This is a genomic window from Fontimonas sp. SYSU GA230001 (assembly GCF_040066175.1).
In the GTDB taxonomy this organism is placed as follows: domain Bacteria; phylum Pseudomonadota; class Gammaproteobacteria; order Nevskiales; family Nevskiaceae; genus Solimonas.
The window spans coordinates 1-13,831 of sequence record NZ_JBEAAM010000029.1 but is presented as its reverse complement, the minus strand read 5'-3'; the positions used below and the strand labels follow the sequence as shown (position 1 = coordinate 13,831).

Here is a 13,831-nt window from a genome sequence, read left to right as displayed (position 1 = left end):
CGCGCCGACAATGCCGGCATGACCCGAATCCATCTCGACACCCCGCTCGCCGAAGGCGCCAGCGTGGCACTGCCCGAACCCGCGTTCCGCCACCTCGTGCAGGTGCTGCGCATGCGCGAGGGCGAGACCTTCACCGCATTCGACGGCCGCGGCGGCGAGTACGATGCCGTGCTCGTCGAGATCGGCAAGCGCAGTGCGACGGCGCGCCTGCTCGCCCGCCACGACGTCGATCGCGAATCGCCCCTGGACCTCACGCTCGCCCAGTGCATCTCCAAGGGCGAGCGCATGGACTACACGCTGCAGAAGGCCGTCGAGCTGGGCGTGACGCGCATCGTGCCGCTGATCTCCGGCCGCAGCGTCGTGCGCCTCGACGACGACCGCTGGGAGAAGAAGCTGGAGCACTGGCGCGGCGTGATCGTGTCGGCAGCCGAGCAGTCGGGACGCACGCGCCTGCCGATTCTCGAACCGGTGCAGGACCTGCCCGGCTGGCTGGTGGACGAGCGCGCGCGCGGCGACCGCATCACGCTCGACCCGAACGGCCGCCACACGCTGCGCGACCTGCCGCACCGGCACGGTCCGGTGACGTTCCTGGTCGGCCCGGAAGGTGGCCTGAGCGACGGCGAGCTCGACCACGCGCGCCGTGCCGGCTTCATCGGCATCCGCATCGGTCCGCGCGTGCTGCGCACCGAGACTGCGGGCGTCGCCGCGATCGCCGTGATCCAGGCCTTGTGGGGCGACTGGAACTGACGCCCGGTTCAGGGCATCGCGTCGACTTCCTTGTCCTCCGGCGGCAGCAGGTCCTCGCGCGACACACCCAGCGCGACGGCCAGATTGGTCGATACGTAGATCGACGAATAGGTCGCGACGATCACGCCGAAGATCAGCGCGACCGAGAAGCTGTGGACGCTGGAGCCACCCAGGATCAGCAGTGCGAACAGCACCAGCAGCGTCGTCAGGTGGGTGATCACCGAGCGCAGCAGCGTCTGGTTCACCGACAGGTTGACGACTTCGAGGATATCGGCGCGGCGCTGGTTGATCAGGTTCTCGCGCACGCGGTCGAAGATGACGATGGTCTCGTTGTTCGAGTAGCCGATCAGCGCGAGGATCGCCGCGAGCGTGGTGATGTCGAACTCGACCCAGAGCAGCGACAGGTAGCCGAGCACCATCACCGCGTCATGGATCAGCGCGGCGATCGCACCGATCGAGAACTTCCACTCGAACCGGAACGCGATGTAGATCATGATGCCGATGAAGGCGAACAGCAGCGCCAGACCGCCCTTCTCGGTCAGTTCCTCGCCGACCTGCGGGCCGACGAACTCGATGCGGCGCAGCTCGATCCCTTTCTCCTCGGCGTGCAGCGCCTGCAGGATGTTGGTGCTGACCTGCGCCGACGAGGCATTTGCGGCAGGTGGCAGACGGATCAGCACCGCATTGGTCGAACCGAAGTACTGGACGACGGCACGGTCGTATTCGGCGGCCGCGAGATCCGCGCGCACGACGTCGAGCTCGACGGTCTGCGGGTACTCGACCTCGACCAGCACGCCGCCGGTGAAGTCGATGCCCAGGTTCAGGCCACGGATCGCGACGAGCAGCAGCGCGCCGAGCGTCAGCACCGTCGAGACCAGCAGGCCCGTCTTGCGCTGGGCCATGAAGTTGATGTTGGGAACACGTGCAAAGAATTTCATTTGTAGCTCCCGGTTCACCAGACAGGCACGTCAGTCAGCTTGCGCTTGGCGAACACCAGCTGCGCCAGCGCGCGCGTGCCGACGATGGCGGTGAACTGCGAGGTGAGGATGCCGATCGCCAGCGTGATCGCGAAGCCCTTGATCGGCCCTTCGCCGAGGGCGAACAGCACGACGGTGGCAATCAGGCCGGTGATGTTGGCGTCGGCGATCGTCAGGAAGGCACGGTCGTAGCCCGCCTCGATCGCCGCGTGTGGCTTGGTGCCGGCGCGCAACTCCTCGCGGATGCGCTCGTAGATCAGCACGTTGGCATCGACCGCGATACCCATGTGCAGGACGATGCCGACGATGCCGGGCATCGTCAGGGTCGCCTGCAGCACCGACAGGATCGCGACCAGCACGACCAGGTTGAGCAGCAGCGCGGAGATCGCGAACAGGCCGAACACGCGGTAGTAGATCGCCATGAACAGCACGACCAGGGTCAGGCCCAGCACTGCGGCCGAGAAGCCCTGGCGGATGTTGTCCGCGCCCAGGCTCGGGCCGACGGTGCGCTCCTCGACGATCTCGACCGGTGCGGCGAGCGCACCCGCCTTGAGCAGCAGCGCGAGGTCGTGCGCCTCCTTGCTGGTCAGGCCGGTGGTCTGGAAACGCTTGCCGAACACGCCACGGATATTGGCGATCGAGATGACCTCCTCGACCTCGCGATGCTCGCGGATCGGTTCGCCCTTGGCGTTGTAGTTGGTGACGACCTCGCGCTCCTTGAACAGCACGGCCATCGGCTTGCCGACGTTCTTCTCGGTGAACGCGAACATGCGCTTGGCGCCGGCGCCGTCCAGCGTCACGCTGACCGCGGGGCCGCCGTTCTCGTCCACCGTCGCGGCGGCATCGACCAGGTTGTCGCCACCGGCGATCACTTCGCGCTGCAGCAACACCGGGCGCCGCCCCTCACGGGTGTAGAACAGCTCGGTGCCGGCCGGCACGATGCCGGTGCTGGCCGCGGTATAGGCGTCCGCATCGGCCACCGCGCGGTACTCCAGCGTCGCGGTCGCGCCGAGCAGATCCTTGACGCGCGTCGTGTCCTGCACGCCGGGCAGCTGCACCACGATGCGGTTCGCGCCCTGCCGCTGCACGACGGGCTCGGCGACGCCGAGCTGGTTGACGCGATTGCGCAGCGTCGTCAGGTTCTGCTGGACCGCGAAATCGACGATGCGCTTGGCCTCGCTCTCCGACAGGCGCACCTGCAGCGACAGCGGCGCATCCGGTGCGACCGTCAGCTGGTACTCGGGAAACGCCTTGGCAATGGCGTGGCGCGCGGCTTCCAGACGAGTCTCGTCCGCGAAGTCGAGAATGCCCGCATCCCCGGCCTGGCGGCGCCCGGTGTAACGGATATCCTCCTTGCGCAGCAGCGTCGGCACCTCGCTGACGATGCGATCCACCGCGCGGGTGCGCACGTCGGCGATATCCACCTCCAGGAGGAAGTGCACGCCGCCACGCAGATCGAGACCCAGGTTCATCGGTCGTGCCCCCAGCGCCCGCAGCCAGCCCGGCGTTTTCGACGCGAGGTTGAGCGCGACGACGTAGTCGCGGCCCAGTTCGCGCTTGAATGCGTCCGCGGCCTTCAGCTGCGCCGAGGTGTCGTCGAAGCGCACCACCCACTGCCCCTCCTCGATCCCGCTGGCGGCCGCCGCGATCTGCGCATCCTGCAGGATGCGCTCGACGCGCGCGGCGAAATCCGCCGTCAGCGCCTCGCCGCTGGACCGCGAGATCTGCACCGAAGGATCGTCGCCGTACAGATTGGGGGCCGCATAGACCAGGCCGAACAGCACGGCGAGAACGAGAATGACGTACTTCCAGGTCGCGTAGGGTTTCATGGAGTTCAACGGCGCGGCGCGAGCCGCTTCAAAGCACGCCGGATTGAGGATGCCCGGCGCAGGGTCAGAGGGATTTCAGGGTGCCCTTGGGCAGCACGCTGGTCACCGAGGACTTCTGCACCTTGACGGCCACGTTGTCGGCGATCTCGACCGACAGGTAAGCCTCGCCGATGTTGACGACCTTGCCGGCGATGCCGCCTGCCGTGACCACCTCGTCACCCTTGGCGATCTTGGCCAGCATGTCGCGGTGCTCGCGATTCCGCTTCATCTGCGGGCGGATCAGCATGAAATAGAACAGCACCACCAGCAGGATCAACGGCAGGAACTGCATCAGCGGATTGGGCGGGGTGGCCGCTGCCTGGGCGTGGGCAGGGGCGATCAGGAAATCCAGCACGGGAAAGACTCCGGACAGACCAGATTGAAGGGCGCGGATTATGCCACGGGCCAGCAAACGCGCTGCGGCGCCGCCCGGCAAGGCAGTGCCGGGCTGCCCGGATACAGGGGAGGATCGGCGCGAAAGCGCGGTCGCGACATGGGCGGTCTGCACGTGCCCACGACCGCGGGCCTCATGCGAGACGGCGGCCGATCCCCTGGTAGTGAAACCCCAGCTTTCTCAGCGCGACCGGATCGTAGAGGTTGCGGCCATCGAAGATCGCCGGGTTCTTCATCAGCGTCTTGATGGCCGCGAAATCCGGGCTGCGGAACTGCGCCCACTCCGTCACCAGCGCCAGCGCATGCGCGCCTTCGCAGGCCGCCTCGGCGCCGTCGGCCAGCACCAGGTCGGGCCGCTCGCCGTAGATGCGGCGCGTGGCATCCATCGCGATCGGGTCGTAGGCGCGCACCGTGCCGCCCGCGGCCCAGATCGCCTCCATCAGCACGCGGCTCGGCGCCTCGCGCATGTCGTCGGTATTGGGCTTGAACGCCAGCCCCCACAGCGCGATGGTCTTGCCGCGCAGCGAGCCGAGGTGTGCCTGGATACGCGCGAACAGCACCGACTTCTGATGCTCGTTGGCCGCCTCGACGGCGTGCAGGATCTTGAGGTCCTGTCCGAACTCGCCGCCGGTGCGCACCAGCGCCTTGACGTCCTTCGGGAAACAGGAGCCGCCATACCCGCAGCCGGCGTACAGGAACTGGTAGCCGATGCGCGGATCGGAGCCGATGCCGCGGCGCACCGACTCGATGTCCGCGCCGACCTTCTCGGCCAGCAGCGCCAGTTCGTTCATGAAGCTGATGCGCGTCGCCAGCATCGCGTTGGCCGCGTACTTGGTCAGCTCGGCGGACTCGACGTCCATCGCCATCAGGCGATCGTGGTTGCGGTTGAACGGCGCGTACAGCGTGCGCATCAGCGCCAGCGCCCGCTCGCTGTCGGTGCCGACGATGATGCGGTCCGGGCGCATGAAGTCCTCGACCGCCGCGCCTTCCTTGAGGAACTCGGGATTGGAGACGACGTCGTAATCGACGGCGGCGCCGCGCGACGCCAGCGCTGCGGCAACTTCCGCCCGTACCTTGCGCGCGGTGCCGACCGGCACCGTGGACTTCGTGCAGATGACGCGGTACTCGCGCATGTGCGTGCCGATGGTGCGCGCCACCTGCAGCACGTACTGCAGATCGGCCGAACCGTCTTCCTGCGGCGGCGTGCCGACCGCGATGAAGAGGATCTCGCCGCTGGCCACGCCTTCGGCGGCATCGGTCGTGAAGCGGATCCGGCCGGCGCGCAGGTTGCGCGTCAGCAACTCGTCCACGCCGGGTTCGTAGAACGGGCAATGCCCGGACCTGAGCATGGCCACGCGCCCGGCATCGATATCGACGCAGACGACATGGTTGCCCGAATCGGCCAGACAGGCTGCCGTGACCAGGCCGACGTAGCCGGAACCGAAGACGGTGACTTTCATGGATGTCGCTCTTTTGAATTGAAGTTCAACAGCGATGGTACTGACGGTACCAGGCCACGAAGCGGGCGAGCCCGATCTCGATCGGCGTCCTCGGCTCGAAGCCGCAGTCGCGGGTCAGATCGGCGACGTCCGCGTAGGTGCGCTGCACGTCGCCGGCCGCCATCGGCCGCAGGACCTTGCGTGCCGGCCGGCCGATCAGCCGTTCGAGCACCTCGATGAAGTGCAGCAGCGGCACCGGCGAGTGGTTGCCGATGTTGTACAGGCGGTAGGGCGCACGGCTGCGCCCGGCCAGCGGCGGATCGCCGCTCCACGACGGGTCGGGCTGCGGCGGGCGGTCGAGCACGCGGATCACGCCATCGACGATGTCGTCGATGTAGGTGAAGTCGCGCTGCATGTCGCCGTTGTTGAAGACCTCGATCTCGCGTCCTTCAAAGATCGCCTTCGTGAACGAGAAATAGGCCATGTCCGGGCGGCCCCAGGGACCATAGACCGTGAAGAAGCGCAGACCAGTCGAAGGAATGCCGTAGAGGTCGCTGTACGCATGTGCCATCACCTCGTTGGCTTTCTTCGTCGCCGCGTACAGACTCACCGGGTGGTCGGTGCGGTCGGTCACCGCGAAGGGCACCTTGGTGTTGGCGCCGTAGACCGAGCTGCTGGAGGCGAACACCAGATGCCGCACCGGGTGATGGCGGCAGCACTCGAGAATGTTTGCGAAGCCGACCAGGTTGCTGTCCACATACGCGCGCGGGTTCTGCAGCGAATAGCGCACGCCGGCCTGCGCGGCGAGGTGGACGACGGCCTGCGGCCGGAACTCGCGGAACGCCGCCTCCAGCGCCGCGGCATCGGCCAGGTCGATGCGCCGGAACTGGAAACCGGGACGCCCCTGCAACAGCGCCAGGCGCGCGGTCTTGAGCGTCGGGTCGTAGTAATCGTTGAGATTGTCGCAGCCCAGTACCTCGTCGCCACGCGCGAGCAGCGCGAGCGTGCTGTGCAGTCCGACGAAGCCGGCCGCCCCGGTGAGCAGGATTTTCATGGGCGGACATTGTAGTGTCTCCGTCCCGCAGCGGCGTGCGCCTCGGCATCGCGTGCTGTTACCCTTACGCCCCCGCAACGACCTCCCCCACCGCGTTTTCCAGGTGTATCGATGGCCAGCTACAAGGCGCCCCTGCGTGAAATCAGCTTCGTTCTCAACGACGTCCTCGACGTCGGCCGGCTGACCGGCATCCCGGCGTTCCAGGACGCCACGCCGGAGACGCTGTCTGGCCTCATCGAAGAAGCCGCCAAGCTGATCGAGGAGCGGCTCGCGCCGCTCAACAGCATTTCCGACCAGCAGGGCTGCAAGCTCGCCAACGGCGAAGTCACCGTCCCCGACGGCTTCGCCGAGTTCTACAGGATGTACTGCGAGGCCGGCTGGATCGGCATCTCGCAGAAGACCGAGTACGGCGGCGCCGGCCTGCCCTACACGCTGGGCAAGGTCACCGAGGAGCTGCTGTGTTCGGCCAACGTCGCCTTCGCGCTGTATCCGGGCCTGACCCAGGGTTGCTTCGAGGCGCTCGAAGCCTCGGCCTCGGACGAGATCAAGCGCACCTACCTGCCCAGACTCGCGACCGGCGAGTGGTCCGGCACGATGTGCATCACCGAGCCGCAGGCCGGTTCCGACGTCGGCGCGGCCAAGACCCGGGCGATTCCGCAGGCGGACGGCAGCTTCCTGATCGAAGGCGGCAAGATCTTCATCACCTCCGGCGAACACCGGATGGCCGACAACATCGTCCACTTCGTACTCGCACGCCTGCCCGACTCGCCGCCCGGCGTAAAAGGGCTTTCGACCTTCGTCGTGCCCAAGTTCCTGGTCAATGCCGACGGCACGCTCGGCGCGCGCAACAAGCTCGCCGCGACGGCCATCGAGCACAAGATGGGCATCAATGGCTCGGTGACCTGTGTGATGCAGTTCGACGGCGCGAAAGGCTGGATCGTCGGCGCGCCCAACCAGGGCATCCAGAGCATGTTCGTGATGATGAACCTGGCGCGCATCATGGTCGGCTTCCAGGGCCTGGGCCAGTGCGAGCTGGCGACGCAGAACGCGATCCGCTACGCGCTCGAACGCAAACAAGGCAAGGCTTTCAACGGCAGATCCGAGATCATCGAGCACCCGGACGTGCGCCGCATGCTGCTGCAGATGAAGGCGACCACCGAAGGCGCGCGCGTGCTCGCCTACGAGACCGCGATCCATGTCGATCTCGCGCGCAACCACCCGGACGCTGCGGTGCGCGAAGTCGCACAGGACTGGGTCGATCTCAACACGCCGCTGGTCAAGGCCTTCTGCACCGACGCGGCCGTGGAACTCGGTTCACTGGCGATCCAGGTTTACGGCGGGCATGGTTTCATCAAAGAACATGGCATCGAGCAGATCGTGCGCGATTCCAAGATCCTGTGCCTCTACGAGGGCACCAATGGCATCCAGGCGATGGACCTGGTGCGCCGCAAGCTGATGATGCACAACGGCCGCCTGCCCGGTCGCTTCTTCAGCGCCGTGCGCGCCGACCTCGCCGCCGGCCCGGATGCGCTGAGCGCGCCGCTGAAGACCGCGCTCGACGCGCTCGAAAGCACCACGCGCTGGGTGCAGGAAACCTACAAGTCCAGCCCGGACGACGCCGCCTTCGGCTGCTGCGATTACCAGCGTGCCTTCGCGCTGACTTATCTGGGCTGGAACTGGCTGCGCATGGTCCGCGCCGCCGACAAGACCGGTGACGCAGGCCTGGCCAGGACCAAGCGCGTCACCGCCGCGTACTTCGCGACGCGTATGCTGTCGCAGGTGCCCGCGCTGCTCGCCAACGTGCGCGAGAGCGCCGCGCCGATGATGGAACTCTCAGCGGAGGACTTTGCATGAGCAGCGTTTACGATTTCGAAGCGAACACCATCGACGGCCAGACGCAGAAGCTCGATGCGTACAAGGGTAAGGTCCTGCTGGTCGTCAATGTCGCCAGCAAGTGCGGCTTCACGCCGCAGTACAAGGGCCTGGAGGCGCTGTGGCGCAAGTACAAGGACAAGGGCCTGGTGATACTCGGTTTCCCCTGCGACCAGTTCGGCCACCAGGAGCCGGGCGACGAGAATGAGATCAAGAACTTCTGTTCGCTGACCTATGACGTCAGCTTTCCGATGTACGCCAAGATCGAGGTCAACGGCGCCAACGCCCACCCGCTCTACAAGCACCTGAAGGAAGAGGCGCCGGGCGTGCTCGGCAGCGAGGCCATCAAGTGGAACTTCACCAAGTTCCTCGTCGGCAAGGATGGCAAGGTCGTCAAGCGCTATGGCTCGATGGACACGCCGGAGAAGATCGAGGCCGACATCGTCAAGCTGCTGTAGCGTGTGCCGTGCAGGCCGGGGGCGATCCAGGGGTCCGGCATTCGCAACGAACAGCGCATCCATTGCATGAAAAAGGCCGCGTCAACGCGGCCTTTTTCATTGCCTCGCGCCGTTACAGCTTGCCTTTTTCCTTGAGGAATGCGAGCAGCGTGTGCACCGACTGCTCGATCGACAGTTCGCCGGTGTTGATCGTCAGATCGGGATGTTCCGGCGCCTCATAGGGCGAATCGATGCCGGTGAAGTTCTTGATCTGGCCGGCGCGCGCCTTCTTGTACAGGCCCTTGGGGTCGCGGCTCTCGCAGACATCGAGCGGAGCGTGGACATAGACCTCGAAGAACTCGCCCTCCGGCATGATCTTGCGCACCAGATCGCGGTCGGCGCGGAACGGCGAGATGAAGGCGGTCAGCGCGATCAACCCGGCGTCGGCGAACAGCTTGGCGACCTCGCCGATGCGGCGGATGTTCTCGACGCGCTCGGCATCGGAGAAACCGAGATCCTTGTTCAACCCGTGGCGGATGTTGTCGCCGTCGAGCAGATAGCTGTGGAAGCCGAGCCGGAACAGCTCGCCTTCCAGCGCATTGGCGATGGTGGACTTGCCGGCACCGGACAGGCCGGTGAACCAGATCACGCAGGGCTTCTGCTTCTTCTGCGCGGCGCGCTCCGCGCGCGAGACGTGGTGGGCATGCCAGACGACGTTGGTGGCTTTGACGTTGGAGTCCAAGGCAGTGATTCCGTGCGGAGGAAGGGCGGCAGCGAAGATTAAGGAGCGTGCGGGGATTTGGCCAGCCTCCGTTCGGACGAGGACGCCTGCCCCGCCGTGTCCGGCCGCAGCACGACGCGCAGCAGCGGCTCCAGCAGCCGATCCGGCGGGGACCAGGGGTACTCGGGAATCGTGATCAGCGCATGCGCGATACCCTGCAGGCCGCAGACCAGCGTCTCGCCCATCTGCTGCCCATCGCCGGGCCAGGCGGTGCCCTCGACCTGCGCTGCCTCGATCAGCGTGCGAAAGAGCGCGTAGCCGTCGAGGACCTCGGACGCCTCGGCGAAGTAGTGTTCGCCCGCCCGGGTCCGGTCCTGGTTCAGATAGACCATCCGGTAACGGTCCGGAAACTCGATCCAGTAATCGAGATACGAGGCGCAGGCGTGCCGCAGGCGCGACGCGGCGTCGCCACGCGACGCGGCGGCGGCGAGTCGCTCGAACAGCTCCGCAAAGAACCCCTGCCAGATGTAGCGCAGGATCTCGTTCTTGCTGTGGAAGTACCCGTAGAGGGTCATCGGCGCACAGCCGGCCGCCGCGGCGATGCGCCGCATGCTCACCGCCTCGAAGCCATCGGCGGCGAACAGCGCACGCGCGACCTCGATCACCCGCGCCCGCACCTCGGCGGAGCGCTGCGCGCTGCGCGGCGGACGGCCGACGCGCGGCCGCGGACGGGATTTTGCGGAGACAGGAGGCCGCATGGCGTTCGGGCTCGGGGTTTGACGCGCATCTTACCGGCCCATTATTTTTTTACGCGTACACAAAACGCAGCAGGACGTGCACCCATGGGAATCGGCACGCTGGATCGCGTCTGGCCGCTGGCCATGGGAACCATCGGTCTGGCCCTGGCAATCGTCGGTTGTTCGGACCCCAAGGCGGGCGGCTGCGCCGGCGAGCACTGTCCGCGTGCGCTGGGGGCGGTGCCCGACCGTCCGCCCGCGCAGATCTGTGCGGCGCTGCGCCCGCCGCGCTGGCAGGCCGCCACCGGCCTGCCCGATGCGAACGGCCGGCTGCGCGTGGTCGGCATCCAGTTCAAGCAGGATGTGCGCCACGTCGTCAGTTATGACAGCTACCGCACCAAGATGCGCTGTCTGGTGGAGGACCACGCGGTGCCGCTGATGCAGCCGGACCGGCCGATGCTGGTCGTGTTCAACGAGGACATCGGCCTGATGACGCTGGCGACCGGCTCGCGTGGCGCACCGGTGCGCAGCCAGGCGGCGACGCCGCTGCGGGCACCGCTGGGGGACGCGGCACCGCTGGGCATCGCCGGTGCCCTCGGACTGCTCAACGCCGCCTACGCGCCGCAGATCGCCGCTTACCAGGCCCTGTTCCCCGGCGTGGACCCGCGCAAGCAGGTGCTGCTCGCGGCGACCGACACCTTCGCACGCGCCTATGCGCAGACCTTCTCCGACATCGCCCGCGACTACGGCATCTATGTCGTCGCGTCCAACAACCAGGCACCGTACCGCGCCTCGCGCGATCCGCGCGAGATCGCCCTGTTCGGTGACCCGGATCTCGGCTCCGTCGAGGAGGTATACATCGCCACGGCTGCGGTGGTCACCAACCAGACCGCCGTGTGGGGCCCGATCGACGTGCATCCGGATGCGCCCGCAGGAGAGACCAATCTGCTGTTCCGCAATCACAAGGTGCCGCTGACCGACATCGAGCTGACCGTGCTCGCGCTCGACGAAGGCCCGGCCGAAGGCGAAGCGGCACTCGTCAACGCTGCCGGTGTCGAGATCGAGGGATTCCGCATGGGCTTCGCCACCTCGCTGCCGGCCTTCCAGTGGGGCTACGACTTCGGCCAGCGGCCGGCGAACTTCCAGCCCTGCGCCGACATCCGCGCCAGCTACATGCCGTGCATGGACGCGCTGGGCGTGGACGTCGTGATCCAGGCCGAGGCCAATCCGGGCCGCTGGGCCACCGAGCAGGCCGGCGGCTGGCAGCCGCTCGAATGGATGGCCTCGACGTGGCGCACGGTGGCCGAGCCCACCGTCGGTTTCCGCTACAACGTCACGCCGCACATGGTCGGCAATCTGCTCGACTTGGTGTTCGACGGCCAGTCGGCGATCACGATGCGCGGCGCGCACGCGCCCTCGCGGCACTACGTCGGCAACCTGGAGTTCGTCGATGGCGTGGACGTCGAGGCGTATCGGGTATTCCAGGGCGAGAAAACCGAGTTCCTGGCGCTGGCACCGTGGGTGACGCCGGACGGACCGCGCGCCGGGCTGCGCGCCACCGCTGCCCGGCTCGCGTCGGGCAGCGGCGATGCGCTGGAAAACGACTATCTCGAAACCGCCGTGTGGGCCGACTTCACGCGCTGATCATCACGCTGCGTCGGCCCGCGCCGTCCGCCGTGCCGGTCATGGGCCCTCGGTCTCGAACTGCGGGTGTGCACGCTCCGTCGCGCCGGCGCCGAGCCGGTTGACGGCATTGACGTAGGCCTTGGCCGAGGCGATGACGATGTCCGTGTCGGCGCCCTGACCATTGACGGTGCGTCCGTCCTTGCTCAGACGCACCGTGACCTCGCCCTGCGCATCGGTGCCGCTGGTGATGTTGTTGACCGAGAACAGCAGCAGCTTGGCGCGGGTATCCACGATCTGCTCGATCGCGGCGAACACCGCGTCCACCGGGCCGTCGCCCTGTGCCTGAGCTTCGCGCCGCTGACCATCGACGGACACGGCGACGCGTGCGACCGGGCGCGTGCCGGTCTTGCTCATCGCTTCGAGGTCCAGCAGCTGCACGCGTTCCTGTGCCTGCGCGTGCTGGGTTTCGCTGACCAGCGCCTGCAGATCCTCGTCGAAGATTTCGTGCTTCTTGTCGGCGAGGTCCTTGAAGCGCGCGAACGCAGCCGCCAGCTCGGCGTCGGACTTGAAGCGGTAGCCCAGTTCCTCCAGCCGCGCGCGGAACGCCGCACGGCCGGAGTGCTTGCCCAGCACCAGCTTGTTGGCGCTCCAGCCGACGTCCTCGGCGCGCATGATCTCGTAGGTCTGGCGGTGCTTGAGCACGCCGTCCTGGTGGATGCCGGACTCGTGCGCGAAGGCGTTGGCGCCGACGATGGCCTTGTTCGGCTGCACGGGGAAGCCGGTGATGCCGGACACCAGGCGCGAGGTCGGCACGATCTGCGTGGTGTCGATGCGCGTGTCGAACGGAAAGACGTCGGCGCGGGTGCGGATCGCCATGACGATCTCCTCCAGCGCGGCGTTGCCGGCTCGCTCGCCCAGGCCGTTGATCGTGCATTCGATCTGCCGGGCACCCGCCAGCGCCGCCGACAGCGAGTTGGCCACCGCCAGGCCCAGGTCGTTGTGGCAATGCACCGAGAACACGGCCTTGTGTGCGTTGGGGATGCGCCCGAGCAGCGAACGGATCAGTTCACCGAACGCATGTGGCAGCGTGTAGCCGACGGTGTCCGGGATGTTGATCGTGCGCGCGCCGGCGTCGATCGCCGCCTCGATGATGCGGCACAGGAAGTCCGGCTCGGAACGGCCGGCATCCTCGCAGGAGAACTCGACGTCGTCGGTGAAACTGCGCGCCAGCTTGACGGCTCCGACCGCTGCCGCGACGACCTGGTCGGGCTGCATGCGCAGCTTCTTCTCCATGTGGATCGGACTGGTGGCAATGAAGGTATGGATGCGCTTGCGCGGCGCCGGCGCGATGGCTTCCGCCGCCCGCGTGATGTCACCGGCGTTGGCGCGCGCCAGCGAACAGACGACGCTCTCGCCGACCGCCTCGGCCACCGCGCGCACCGCGGCGAAGTCGCCGTTGCTCGCGGCCGCGAAACCGGCCTCGATGACGTCCACCTTCATGCGCTCGAGCGCCTTGGCGATGCGTACCTTCTCGTCCTGGGTCATCGACGCGCCGGGGCTCTGCTCGCCGTCGCGCAGGGTGGTGTCGAAAATGATCAGTGTGTCTTTCATGATGTCTGCAACCTGGATTCGGAACCGCCACGCCGCGCGCAGCGTCGGCGGGCATCGGGTCTTGGGTTCTTGTACACGGTTTTGGCCCCGTGCGCGGCGCGGCTCGTCTGTCTGCCTTACGGCAGAAGGAGCAGGTTGAGCAGACGCGCAAGCGGCAGACGGCGGCAGGGGGCCGCAGTCGAGCGTGAATCATGGCCGCTATCGAAACGCATGGGCGCCATTATTGCCGAGAGTCCGCGCCGAAGACAATGCGGAGCCTCTTCCAATGACACATGAGCCTGAAGGGGGTGCGTGATTCCAACGTGAAGTGAGCCTGAAAGGCCGGCGGGGCGGCGGGATCATCGGAGGA

At 67.1% G+C, this 13,831-nt stretch carries 12 protein-coding genes; 4 read left to right on the top strand and 8 right to left on the bottom strand.

All coding sequences use genetic code 11. From position 1 onward, the window contains the following. Positions 1-18 precede the first annotated feature (18 nt). Entirely contained in the window at positions 19-747 is a 729-nt protein-coding gene (locus AAG565_RS13725) for a 16S rRNA (uracil(1498)-N(3))-methyltransferase (protein ID WP_348820192.1), read from the top strand. Between the two features lie 8 nt (positions 748-755). Here the strand turns inward: AAG565_RS13725 and secF are convergent, their stop codons facing one another. The 5 genes from secF to AAG565_RS13700 form a co-directional block, all read right to left on the bottom strand. Then, positions 756-1,685, bottom strand: a complete 930-nt coding sequence (secF, locus tag AAG565_RS13720; RefSeq protein WP_348820191.1) for a protein translocase subunit SecF — start codon at positions 1,683-1,685, stop codon at positions 756-758. A 14-nt stretch (positions 1,686-1,699) separates the two neighbouring features. After that, a complete protein-coding gene (gene secD / locus AAG565_RS13715) occupies positions 1,700-3,553 on the bottom strand; it encodes a protein translocase subunit SecD (RefSeq protein WP_348820190.1) in 1,854 nt (617 codons plus the stop codon). Between the two features lie 64 nt (positions 3,554-3,617). Next, positions 3,618-3,884: a preprotein translocase subunit YajC gene (gene yajC, locus AAG565_RS13710; RefSeq protein ID WP_348820226.1), complete on the bottom strand. Its 267-nt coding sequence runs from the start codon at positions 3,882-3,884 to the stop codon at positions 3,618-3,620. 235 nt (positions 3,885-4,119) lie between these two features. Further along, positions 4,120-5,445, bottom strand: coding sequence for a UDP-glucose/GDP-mannose dehydrogenase family protein (locus tag AAG565_RS13705; protein ID WP_348820189.1), 1,326 nt, complete (start codon positions 5,443-5,445; stop codon positions 4,120-4,122). 25 nt (positions 5,446-5,470) lie between these two features. Then, positions 5,471-6,478 carry an NAD-dependent epimerase gene (locus tag AAG565_RS13700; RefSeq protein ID WP_348820188.1) on the bottom strand — a complete coding sequence of 336 codons (1,008 nt, stop codon included), beginning with the start codon at positions 6,476-6,478 and terminating at the stop codon, positions 5,471-5,473. 111 nt (positions 6,479-6,589) lie between these two features. Here AAG565_RS13700 and AAG565_RS13695 point away from each other — a divergent pair, with 111 nt between their 5' ends. Next, positions 6,590-8,332, top strand: coding sequence for an acyl-CoA dehydrogenase family protein (locus tag AAG565_RS13695; protein WP_348820187.1), 1,743 nt, complete (start codon positions 6,590-6,592; stop codon positions 8,330-8,332). Then, positions 8,329-8,808: a glutathione peroxidase gene (locus AAG565_RS13690; protein WP_348820186.1), complete on the top strand. Its 480-nt coding sequence runs from the start codon at positions 8,329-8,331 to the stop codon at positions 8,806-8,808. The genes AAG565_RS13695 and AAG565_RS13690 overlap by 4 nt, the downstream gene beginning before the upstream one ends. Positions 8,809-8,920: 112 nt before the next feature. Here AAG565_RS13690 and cysC read toward each other — a convergent pair whose 3' ends face one another. Together cysC and AAG565_RS13680 are read right to left on the bottom strand one after the other, a co-directional pair. Then, complete coding sequence (gene cysC / locus AAG565_RS13685; RefSeq protein WP_348820185.1) at positions 8,921-9,529, bottom strand: adenylyl-sulfate kinase; 609 nt, start codon at positions 9,527-9,529, stop codon at positions 8,921-8,923. 38 nt (positions 9,530-9,567) lie between these two features. Next, positions 9,568-10,266 carry a TetR/AcrR family transcriptional regulator gene (locus AAG565_RS13680; RefSeq protein WP_348820184.1) on the bottom strand — a complete coding sequence of 233 codons (699 nt, stop codon included), beginning with the start codon at positions 10,264-10,266 and terminating at the stop codon, positions 9,568-9,570. 84 nt (positions 10,267-10,350) lie between these two features. On the opposite strand from AAG565_RS13680, the gene AAG565_RS13675 reads away from it, so the two are divergent. Further along, positions 10,351-11,889, top strand: coding sequence for a hypothetical protein (locus AAG565_RS13675; RefSeq protein WP_348820183.1), 1,539 nt, complete (start codon positions 10,351-10,353; stop codon positions 11,887-11,889). Positions 11,890-11,928: 39 nt separating this feature from the next. On the opposite strand, the gene AAG565_RS13670 is transcribed toward AAG565_RS13675, so the two are convergent. Further along, positions 11,929-13,482, bottom strand: a complete 1,554-nt coding sequence (locus AAG565_RS13670) for a 2-isopropylmalate synthase (protein ID WP_348820182.1) — start codon at positions 13,480-13,482, stop codon at positions 11,929-11,931. Between the last annotated feature and the right edge of the window lie 349 nt (positions 13,483-13,831).

Excerpts from the sequence above, each read along its gene's own strand:
- AAG565_RS13725 (WP_348820192.1), top strand. The coding sequence starts at position 19 with ATGACCCGAATCCATCTCGACACCCCGCTCGCCGAAGGCGCCAGCGTG.
- secF (WP_348820191.1), bottom strand. The coding sequence starts at position 1,685 with ATGAAATTCTTTGCACGTGTTCCCAACATCAACTTCATGGCCCAGCGC.
- secD (WP_348820190.1), bottom strand. The coding sequence starts at position 3,553 with ATGAAACCCTACGCGACCTGGAAGTACGTCATTCTCGTTCTCGCCGTG.
- yajC (WP_348820226.1), bottom strand. The coding sequence starts at position 3,884 with ATGCAGTTCCTGCCGTTGATCCTGCTGGTGGTGCTGTTCTATTTCATG.
- AAG565_RS13705 (WP_348820189.1), bottom strand. The coding sequence starts at position 5,445 with ATGAAAGTCACCGTCTTCGGTTCCGGCTACGTCGGCCTGGTCACGGCA.
- AAG565_RS13700 (WP_348820188.1), bottom strand. The coding sequence starts at position 6,478 with ATGAAAATCCTGCTCACCGGGGCGGCCGGCTTCGTCGGACTGCACAGC.
- AAG565_RS13695 (WP_348820187.1), top strand. The coding sequence starts at position 6,590 with ATGGCCAGCTACAAGGCGCCCCTGCGTGAAATCAGCTTCGTTCTCAAC.
- AAG565_RS13690 (WP_348820186.1), top strand. The coding sequence starts at position 8,329 with ATGAGCAGCGTTTACGATTTCGAAGCGAACACCATCGACGGCCAGACG.
- AAG565_RS13680 (WP_348820184.1), bottom strand. The coding sequence starts at position 10,266 with ATGCGGCCTCCTGTCTCCGCAAAATCCCGTCCGCGGCCGCGCGTCGGC.
- AAG565_RS13675 (WP_348820183.1), top strand. The coding sequence starts at position 10,351 with ATGGGAATCGGCACGCTGGATCGCGTCTGGCCGCTGGCCATGGGAACC.
- AAG565_RS13670 (WP_348820182.1), bottom strand. The coding sequence starts at position 13,482 with ATGAAAGACACACTGATCATTTTCGACACCACCCTGCGCGACGGCGAG.